The sequence below is a fragment of the Asticcacaulis sp. genome (genome assembly GCF_020217185.1).
GTDB lineage: Bacteria > Pseudomonadota > Alphaproteobacteria > Caulobacterales > Caulobacteraceae > Asticcacaulis.
Genome location: NZ_JAIWNX010000318.1, coordinates 1 through 10000, shown reverse-complemented (window position 1 = coordinate 10000; position 10000 = coordinate 1). Strand labels below are relative to the sequence as shown.

Here is a 10000-nt window from a genome sequence, read left to right as displayed (position 1 = left end):
GTGAGATCGACCCCGTCACCATCGCTCTGATCCTGGGTGGCGTGGCGGTCGGCGGTTTTGCCGGAGCGACCATCGCCAAAAAAGTCTCGATGACCTCCATGCCGCAGCTTGTGGCGGCCTTCCACTCGCTGGTCGGTCTTGCGGCCTGTCTGGTCGCCGTGGGAGCCCTCTATGCGCCCGACGCCTTCCATATCGACTCCGGCCTTGGCATCAAGACGCAATCGGTGATCGAACTGAGCCTGGGCGTTGCCATCGGGGCCATCACCTTCACCGGTTCAGTCATCGCCTTTGCCAAGCTGAATGGCAATATGTCGGGGGCACCCATCATCCTGCCGGCACGACACGCGCTGAATATCGGCATCGGTCTGGCCATCTTCGCCCTGATCGGCGTGCTGATCGCCACGGCGGGTCAGGCGCAATGGGCCTTCTGGCTGATCTTTGCCCTGTCTCTGGTGCTGGGCGTGACCCTGATCATCCCCATTGGCGGGGCCGACATGCCAGTCGTTGTCTCCATGCTCAACTCCTATTCGGGCTGGGCCGCGGCAGCGCTGGGCTTCACGCTGGAAAACATTGCCCTGATCATCACCGGCGCACTGGTCGGCTCCTCCGGGGCCATCCTCAGCTACATCATGTGCAAGGGCATGAACCGCTCCTTCGTCTCGGTCATTCTGGGCGGGTTCGGGGCCGATACTTCGGCGGCCGCCGCCGGTGGCAAGGTCGAAACGCGCCCGGTCAAGCAGGGCTCCGCCGATGACGCCGCCTTCATCATGAAGAACGCCTCCAAGGTCATCATCGTGCCGGGCTACGGCATGGCGGTGGCTCAGGCGCAGCACGCCCTGCGCGAAATGGCCGACAAGCTGAAAGAAGAAGGCGTTGAGGTCAAATACGCCATCCACCCTGTGGCCGGCCGTATGCCGGGGCACATGAATGTGCTGCTGGCCGAAGCCAATGTCCCCTATGATGAGGTCTTCGAACTGGAGGACATCAACAGCGAGTTTGCCACGGCGGACGTCGCCTTTGTCATCGGGGCCAATGACGTCACGAACCCGGCGGCCAAGACCGACCCGACCTCGGCCATCTTCGGTATGCCGATCCTCGACGTCGAAAAGGCGCAGACCGTACTCTTCGTCAAACGCGGCATGTCGTCGGGCTATGCGGGTGTCGAAAACGAACTCTTCTTCCGCGACAATACGATGATGCTGTTTGCCGATGCGAAGAAGATGGTCGAGGGGATCGTCAAGGCCCTCTGATCACTTCGCATCGGCGGGGATGCTGTTTGCCGATGCGAAGAAGATGGTCGAGGGGAGCGTCAAGGCCCTCTGATCACTTCGCATCGGCGGGGGATGCTGTTTGCCGATGCGAAGAAGAGGGCCGAAGGGAGCGTCAAGGCCCTCTGAGCCCCCTCATTCAGACCACAAAAAAACCTCTCGATCCAGGATCGGGAGGTTTTTTTAATCGGCCGACTGTGGGCGGAAGCTATGGCGGCGCGCCTTGCGCAGGAAGCGCCGCCGAACGGGTCCCAGAACGCGGTCTTTGGTCTTGGTGATCACCAGCTTCTCGGTGCGCAACATCTGATGCCAGATGATCGACAGGAATCTGGCGCGCGGACGCAGAAGACGCCGCACCGGGGTCAGCCACTTCGGATGACGCCGCCAGGTGCGGATAAACTGCCGCTTGGCCCAGTAAGAGTTGCGCAGAACAATAACCAAGCCGGCGATGGAGACGGGCAGGCCCATCGGTCCCGGCAGGGGCGCGATAATCACACCCAGAACCACAATGAAGAAACCGAGCCCGGCCAGAACCCCGCGCCACAGCCGGCTGGCACCGCTGCGCACATGGCCTTTGCGACGGGTTTTGGGCTTGCGGGTTTTCGGCGAGGCGGTCACGAGCGCGCGCGACTTCGACGCCTTCCCGGAGGAAGGTTTGAAAAGTCCCGCCAATAAGCCCTTCGGCCCGCTCATCGTCTTGCTCCGTGGTCCTGTGGGGTCGTTCTAGACCGTTTCAGGCCCTATTCTGTCAGTAGCCGTTCAAAGCTACCATACCAGGGTTATGATATCGTAAGTTCAGGCTAATAATCCCGCCGTGATCGCGATATGGGAATCGTCACTGTCTTTATAAAGAGCCTCTAAGGTCGAAATTGCGGCCCTTTGGCCTTAATTGGGCTCACTTTAGGTAAAAGCGCTGATACGTGACGTGATAGCCACAAGCCGTGTCTTTTTTATCGCAAAAAAAGGCGGCCCCGCAGGACCGCCTTCTCTGTAATCGTAGCCTGGCTGCGGATTACGGCATCTTGACGCTGACCGAGACGCCGACAATGCGCGGCTCGTTCAGCACGGAGGCCATGTAGTTTTCGATCACACCCTTGAGGTTCTTCTCATTGGTGATGTTGCGGCCATAGACGGCCAGCTCATAGCCGTCCTTATGGTTGACATAGCCGAGCTTCAGACCGCCTTCGAAGGTATTGTCCGAATAGAATTCCGCCGACTTATACAGGACGAAGTTGGTATAGCCCTGGAACACCCAGTCGGTCGAAGCGAACAGCTCGCCATTGGCGCCGTAAGGGATGCTGTAGCGCGCGCCGAGATTGACCGTATATTCCGGCGCGTTCGGCAGCGGGTTGCCGTCGATCTGAGCGAAGGTGTTGCGGCCGACCGTGATGATCGGGTCCTGCACGGTGCACACGACCGTATTGGTCGGGTTGGCCGGCACGGTGTTCAGCGCGCAGACCTGCGCATAGACCTTCTTGTCCTTGATCTCGCTGTGCAGCAGGCTGACACCGCCCGTCAGGCTGAGGTTGGCGATCGGACGCCATTCGGCTTCGGCTTCCAGACCGTAGGCATTGGCCTTGTCGGCGTTGAACAGCACGCCATTGCCGTTGGAGTCGTTGCCGTTCAACTGGATGTCCTTGACCTGATAGGCAAAGACCGAGGCGTTCAGGCGCAGGGTACGGTCGAACAGGCGGCTCTTGATGCCGGTCTCGACCGAGGTGGTGGTTTCCGAATCCGCCGTGGTGAAGTCGGAGTTGAACACCGCAGAACGGCCCTGAATGGTCGGGCCACGGAAGCCACGGGCGACGCGGGCGAACAGGCTGACGTCCGGACTGACCTCATAGAGGGCGCTCAGGTCCCAGCTCGGCTCCTTGCCGACCATCTTGACATTGCGACGACCCGTATAGGTCACCGCACCGGCCGCCGTGTCCGCCGTCTTCAGCAAGCGGGTCGATTTGATGTCTTCGGTCTGACGCACACCGGCTGTCAGGGTCAGGGCCGGAGTCACCTTATAAGCCAGCTGACCGAAGACGGCCGACGACTTATTCTCGTTCTTCAGACGCACCCAGTTGTTCGGGTTGGCCCCGGTGAAGTAGGCGCGCTGATAGAAGTCCGTCAGGTCCTTCGATTCGAAGTAGTAGGCCCCGACCTGCCACGACAGCTGGCCGCTGGTGTCGCTGGCCAGACGCAGTTCCTGCGTGTACTGATCGAGGTCGTTCAGCTTGCCCATGCTCTGACCGTAGAAGGCCAGCGTGTCCTGACCCGCATTGCCGCCGTCCGTATCGCCACGGCTGTAGCCATTGGCGGTTTCATAGGCGCTGATCGAGGTCAGCTTGACGCCGCCGAAGTCGTAATCGACCTTCACCGACGCGCCATTGGTGTGATAGGCCTGCGGATTGTTCTGGGCCTCGTCGTAGGCGACCTTGTCCCAGTCGCCCGCCGGTTCGTTGGAGCCCTTGGTCAGGGACTTACGGCGGAACAGGGTCGAGGTGCCCTTATAGTTGCGGCCATGCACGGCGGCGAGGATCGAGAGGTCTTCGGTCGGCGTGTAGAGCAGTTGCAGGCGGACATTGCCGTCCTCATAACCGCCCATGGCGTCCTTTTTCGGCGACTGGGTCGCATCGGCGCTGACGCCGCTGTAGGTGTTGTCCACCCAGTTATCGCGGCTTTGCATCAGGGCCGACAGACGGAACGACAGCTTACCGGGGATCAGGGCACCACCGACGCCGCCATCGACGGTCAGCGTGCCATAGGTGCCGTAGGCGGCCGACAGACGGCCCTTATAGTCTTCCGACGGCTTGACCGAATCAAACTTGATGATGCCTGCCGTCGTGTTGCGGCCGAACAGCGAGCCTTGCGGACCGCGCAGAACTTCAATCTGCTGCACGTCGAAAACCGGGGTGGACTTCAGCACGACGTGTTCCATCACCACCTCGTCCTGAATGATCGAGACAGGCTGAGACGCACCGAGATAGAAGTCGATATTGCCAAGGCCTCGGATATAGAAGCGCGGGAAGATGCGGCCCGTAGTGGTTTCGGCATAGAGGCCCGGCACGCGGCCCGACAGGGCCAGAACGTCTTCACCCGAGGTTTGCAGATTGCGCAGGGCATCGCCGTTCAGCGCCGCGACCGAAATCGGCACGCGCTGGATGTTTTCCGAACGACGCTGGGCGGTGACGATGACCTCCTGCGGATCAGCGGCCTGAGCCGTTGATGACGTGGACTCTTGCGCTTGCGCGGCGCAGGCCAGCGACAGGACGCCGAGCGCCGTGGACAAAAGCAGGCCGGACTTGGCGGCCATCAGCTTGGACATAGGAACAACCCCATATGAAACGTTTAAGGTTGCCCTGCCTAGGAGCGTGTCCACCCTGTAACAATCTCGGTTTTTTGATTTTTTTGCGACGCATATACGACAAGGCCCGCAACCGAAAGTGCAATCGGTTGCGGGCCTTGGGATTCAGGTGCGTAACTTTTTTGCCGCAGCGCGAAATAACCGTTAATAGCTAAGCCGCCTCGCGGTTTTCCCGCTCAAACGCCGCTTGGCTCGCCGCAGGGGCGGCGGCGTGCGGTCGCACGCTGTCCGAGTCGGCGGATTACTCCGCCGCCTCGTGCTTTAAGCGCTCAATCGCCGCTGGGCTCGCCGCAGGGGCGGCGGCGTGCGGTCGCACGCTGTCCGAGTCGGCGGATTACTCCGCCGCCTCGTCCATGTAACTTTCCATCGGCGGGCACGAGCAGACCAGATGGCGGTCGCCATAGACATTGTCGATGCGGTTGACCGGCGACCAGTACTTGTTGGTTATCGCCCCTTTGGTCGGGAAGCAGGCTTCCTGACGGCTATAGGCGCGGTCCCACGTATCGGAGGCCAGATCGAAGATGGTGTGCGGCGCGTGACGCAGCGGGCTTTGCTCCGCCGTGAAGCGGCCATTGGCCACGTCGTCGATTTCGCGCTTGATGTCGATCATGGCGTCGCAGAAGCGATCCAGCTCGGTCTTGGCCTCGGACTCCGTCGGTTCGATCATCAGTGTGCCCGGCACAGGGAAGCTCATGGTCGGGGCGTGGAAGCCATGGTCGATCAGACGCTTGGCCACATCGTCCACCGTCACCCCCGTGGCGTCCTTGATCGGGCGCAGGTCGATGATGCACTCATGCGCCACGCGGCCCTTTTCTCCGCGATAGAGCACCGGATAGTGCCCTTCGAGGCGCGCGGCGATGTAGTTGGCGTTGAGAATGGCCACCTCAGTCGCCTTGCGCAGACCCTGATCGCCCATCAGCAGCATATAGGCAAACGAGATCGGCAGGATGGAGGCCGAACCATAGGGGGCCGCCGACACCGCCCCTGCCTCGCCCGTTTGCGGGTCGGACGGCAGGAAGGGTTTCAGGTGCGCCTTGACGCCGATGGGGCCCATGCCGGGACCACCGCCGCCGTGTGGGATACAGAAGGTCTTATGCAGGTTAAAGTGGCTGACGTCCGAGCCGTAGTGCCCCGGACGCGACAGGCCGACCTGCGCATTGAGGTTGGCGCCGTCGAGATAGACCTGACCGCCCGCCGCGTGGACGAGCTCGCAGATCTCCTTGATCGCTTCTTCAAACACACCGTGCGTGGACGGATAGGTGATCATGATAGCCGCCAGATTGGCCGCGTACTGATCGACCTTGAGCTTCAGATCGGCCATATCGACATTGCCGTCCTCGTCACAGGCGACCACCACCGTCTTCATGCCGACCATCTGGGCCGAGGCCGGGTTGGTGCCGTGCGCCGAAGCCGGGATCAGGCAGATGTCACGGTGGGAATCGCCACGCGAGAGGTGATAGCCCCGGATGGCCAGAAGGCCCGCATATTCGCCCTGCGCGCCCGAATTGGGTTGCAGGGAGACGGCGTCATAGCCCGAAATGCCGCACAGATAGGCTTCGAGCGCGTCAAACATGCGCTGATAGCCCTTCGCCTGATCCTTGGGCGCAAAGGGGTGCAGGTTCGAAAACTCCGGCCACGTAATGGGGATCATCTCGGTCGTGGCATTGAGCTTCATGGTGCACGACCCCAGCGGGATCATGGTGCGGTCAAGCGCCAGATCCTTGTCCGACAGGCGGCGCAGATAGCGCAGCATCTCGGTTTCCGAGCGATACAGATGGAAGACCGGATGGGTCAGGATGTCGTCCGAACGCCGCAGGGCCGCCGCAATGGCCACACCCTCGCCCGTACCGCCATCCTTGCCAGCCGCAAAGGCCGCGATAACGCGCGCCAGCACCGCGGGCGTCACGCTTTCATCCAGCGACACGCCGATATGAGCGTCATCGACGCGGCGGAAGTTGATGCCGTCGGCCACCGCACGCGCGTGGATGGCGGCGGTGTCGGCACCGGTCTTCACCGTAATCGTATCAAAGGCGGCCCTGGTCACGACCTCAAAGCCCAGACCGCGCAGATGCGCCGCAAGGGCACTGGTCTTCTCATGGATGGCCGAGGCGATGGCCTTCAGGCCTTCCGGACCGTGATAGACGGCGTACATGGAGGCGATGACCGCCAGCAGCACCTGAGCGGTACAGATGTTGGAGGTCGCCTTTTCACGGCGGATATGCTGTTCGCGCGTTTGCAGGGCCAGACGATAGGCCGGTTCCCCGCGGCTATCGACCGACACGCCGATGAGGCGGCCCGGCATGGAACGTTTCAGCGCGTCCTTGACGGCCATATAGGCGGCGTGCGGGCCGCCATAGCCCATCGGCACGCCGTAACGTTGCATGGAGCCGATGGCGATGTCGGCACCCAGTTCGCCCGGCGAGGTCAGAAGCGTCAGGGCCAGCGGATCGGCAGCCATGGACACAACCGCGCCATTGGCCTTGGCAGACGCGATCACCTGACGGAAATCGCGCACCTCACCCGATGAGCCGGGATATTGCAGCAGGATGCCGAAAACCTCGGCGTCGATGTCGGTTTCCGGATTGCCGACGACGATCTCCCAGCCCAGCGGTTCAGCGCGGGTGCGGATGACGGCCAGGGTCTGCGGGTGGCAGTCGGCATCGACGAAGAAGCGATCGGCCTTGACCTTTGAGGACCGACGCGCCAGCGCCATGGCTTCGGCAGCGGCGGTTGCCTCATCGAGCAGCGAGGCATTGGCGACGTCAAGCCCGGTCAGATCGCACAGCAGGGTCTGGAAGTTCAGCAGCGCTTCAAGGCGGCCCTGACTGATTTCCGGCTGATAGGGGGTGTAGGCTGTGTACCAAGCCGGGTTTTCCAGAATATTGCGCTGAATGACTCCCGGCAGCAGCGTGCCGTAATAGCCCTGCCCGATCAGCGAGACGAACGGCTTGTTTTCCGCCGCAATGCCGCGCAGATGCGCCAGAACCGCCTCTTCATCCATCGCCTCGCCCACGCCCATGGGGGAGCGTTCGCGGATGGCCACAGGGATGGTCTGGTCGATCAGGGCGTCGATATCGGACACCCCCAGCGCCGCCAACATGGCGGAGATTTCGGCTTCGGACGGACCGATGTGACGACGGACAAAGGCGCCCTGTTCGATGGGCTGATTGGACTGACGCATGAGATTTACCTCTAAGCATCCCCCCTGATATCAGGGGGGAAACCGGCGAAGCCGGAGGGGGGTTACACCGGTGGTTTTAACCCCACCGTCTTCGCCGCCTGACCGGCGGCGAATCCACCTCCCCTGACATCAGGGGAGGCACTTGATTACAGAGTCGCCAGATAGGCTTCGTAGGCTTCGCGATCCATCAGCGCATCAAGCTGCGACGGATTGGTCAGCTTGATTTTCGCGAACCAGCCACCGGCTTCCGGCACAGCATTAACGGTTTCCGGCGCATTGCCCAGTTCGCCATTGCCTTCGATGACTTCGCCATCGACCGGCGCATAGACGTCAGAGGCGGCCTTGACCGACTCGACCACGGCGAAGGCGTCGCCCTTGGTCAGGGTCTTGCCGGCTTCCGGGACTTCGACGAAGACCACATCGCCCAGCGCGTCGGCGGCATAGGCCGTGATGCCGACGAAGGCCGTGCCGTCGCCCTGATCCTTGACCCACTCGTGTTCCTTGGTGAATTTCATGATGACGACCTCTTAAGCCTTGGGTTTGCGGTAATATGAATTAGGGACGAAGGGGATGGTGACGACTTCGCAGGCATAGGGCTTGCCGCGCACCTCCAGCTTCAGTTGCGTACCGGGCGCCGATTGTGTGGCGGGCACATAGCCCATGGCAATCGAATAGCCGAGCGTCGGCGAAGGCACGCCGGAGGTGACGATGCCGATGGCCTCACCCTCGGTGTTGAGGATCTTGGCCCCGTCGCGGGCGGGCGGGCCTTCCAGCACACGCAGCGCGACGCGGGTGCGTTGCGGGTTGTCGCGCTCCGCACGGATACGCTCGATGCCGCGGATGTCGCCGCGTTCCAGACGCGACTTCGACATGCCGAAGCTCAGGCCCGACTCGACCACGCCGTAGGTTTCGTCCATTTCGTGCCCATAGAGCGGCATCCCGGCTTCGAGGCGCAGCGAATCGCGCGCGCCCAGACCAATCGGCTTCACCTGCGGGAAGGTCAGCAGCAGGTCCCACAGTTCCGCCGCACGGGCGGCCGGAAAGCTGATTTCAAAACCGTCTTCGCCCGTGTAGCCAGAGCGCGACACGAAGGCCGTTTCCCCCAGAATCTCGAACGTGCCGCAGTCCATGAAGTACATGTCACAGGCGGCGGGGCAGACCTGCGCCATCACTTCGCGGGCGCGCGGCCCCTGCAAGGCCAGAAGCGCGCGGTCGGCCAGGATGTCGAACGTCGTATCGCCCTTGAGGTTGTCGGCGATAATCGCGAAGTCCTGATCCTTGCAGGCGGCATTGACCACCAGAAAGAAGCCCTCCGTTTGCGGACGCGACACCATCCAGTCATCGAGAATGCCGCCCGCTTCGTTGAGCAGCAGGGAATATTTCTGCTTACCGGGCTTCAGCGCCGCGAAATCGGTCGGTGTCAGGGCTTCGAGGGTGTTGACCGCATCCGTCCCGCTCAGGCGCGCCTGCCCCATGTGCGACACGTCGAAAAGACCGGCTTCGGCGCGGGTCCATTTGTGCTCGGCCATCACGCCTTCATACTGAACGGGCATGTTGTAGCCGGCGAACGGCACCATGCGCGCACTGAGCGCGACGTGACGGTCTTCAAGCGGAGTGGATTTCAGAGCGACATCGGTCATACGCGGCCTCAGGGTTGCAAACGTGCGGAATCGCAGAGCTTTTCACTAAAAAAGTCTGCCCCCGCTGTCCCTGTGACCTGAGAGATTTAGACCCGGTTTACGAGCCGTTGCTCCGTCGGTAGGTGCCTCATGGCGCCATTTTCCAGCGTGTAAAATGATCCACGGTCCTTTGGCCTGAGCGTTTCCGGGGCGGTTGCGCCTTCGGCGGCATGACGAGTCATGCACTCTCCCGTGGGTCATCTCGCTTGTGCGTGAGGCGAGCCCAAGAGTCAATAGGCCGCCCGTCTGTCGCCGCGCCTCACTCACAGGCGGGAGTTGCAACCTGTCCCCGCTGATGACGCCTGTGCCTACACTCAGTGCATCAGCTCAGGAGCCGCACATGACACCCTCTTCCCAATCCACCGAATCCGCAGCCGCCCTCAGAGTCGAAGTCCGCGACCTGTTTCACGGCAGCGCGCAGGGCAAGGTCGCCATCGACACGCTCGCCTTTCTGGTGATTTTCCTCAGCGCCCTGATGTTCGGGGCTTTCGTATTGGCGCGGTTTTACCGGCGTCAAAGC

At 62.0% G+C, this 10000-nt stretch carries 7 protein-coding genes and 1 riboswitch; of the genes, 2 read left to right on the top strand and 5 right to left on the bottom strand.

What is annotated here, in order from left to right:
• On the top strand, positions 1-1250 hold a 1250-nt coding region (locus LDL37_RS16355; protein ID WP_290799965.1), incomplete at its 5' end, for an NAD(P)(+) transhydrogenase (Re/Si-specific) subunit beta.
• A 201-nt stretch (positions 1251-1451) separates the two neighbouring features.
• Here the strand turns inward: LDL37_RS16355 and LDL37_RS16350 are convergent.
• The 5 genes from LDL37_RS16350 to gcvT all read right to left on the bottom strand — a co-directional run bounded on the left by LDL37_RS16350 (position 1452) and on the right by gcvT (position 9441).
• Entirely contained in the window at positions 1452-1961 is a 510-nt protein-coding gene (locus LDL37_RS16350; protein WP_290799964.1) for a hypothetical protein, read from the bottom strand.
• Between the two features lie 319 nt (positions 1962-2280).
• A complete protein-coding gene (locus tag LDL37_RS16345; protein ID WP_290799962.1) occupies positions 2281-4581 on the bottom strand; it encodes a TonB-dependent receptor in 2301 nt (766 codons plus the stop codon).
• Between the two features lie 373 nt (positions 4582-4954).
• On the bottom strand, positions 4955-7801 hold the full coding sequence (gene gcvP, locus LDL37_RS16340; protein ID WP_290799961.1) for an aminomethyl-transferring glycine dehydrogenase: 2847 nt from the start codon (positions 7799-7801) through the stop codon (positions 4955-4957).
• A gap of 146 nt (positions 7802-7947) precedes the next feature.
• Positions 7948-8316, bottom strand: coding sequence for a glycine cleavage system protein GcvH (gcvH, locus tag LDL37_RS16335; RefSeq protein ID WP_126420758.1), 369 nt, complete (start codon positions 8314-8316; stop codon positions 7948-7950).
• 12 nt (positions 8317-8328) lie between these two features.
• A complete protein-coding gene (gcvT, locus tag LDL37_RS16330) occupies positions 8329-9441 on the bottom strand; it encodes a glycine cleavage system aminomethyltransferase GcvT (RefSeq protein WP_290799958.1) in 1113 nt (370 codons plus the stop codon).
• Positions 9442-9593: 152 nt separating this feature from the next.
• A riboswitch (glycine riboswitch) is annotated at positions 9594-9683 on the bottom strand.
• Between the two features lie 137 nt (positions 9684-9820).
• On the opposite strand from gcvT, the gene LDL37_RS16325 reads away from it, so the two are divergent.
• A partial coding sequence (locus LDL37_RS16325) for a hypothetical protein (RefSeq protein ID WP_290799956.1) occupies positions 9821-10000 on the top strand: 180 nt, incomplete at its 3' end.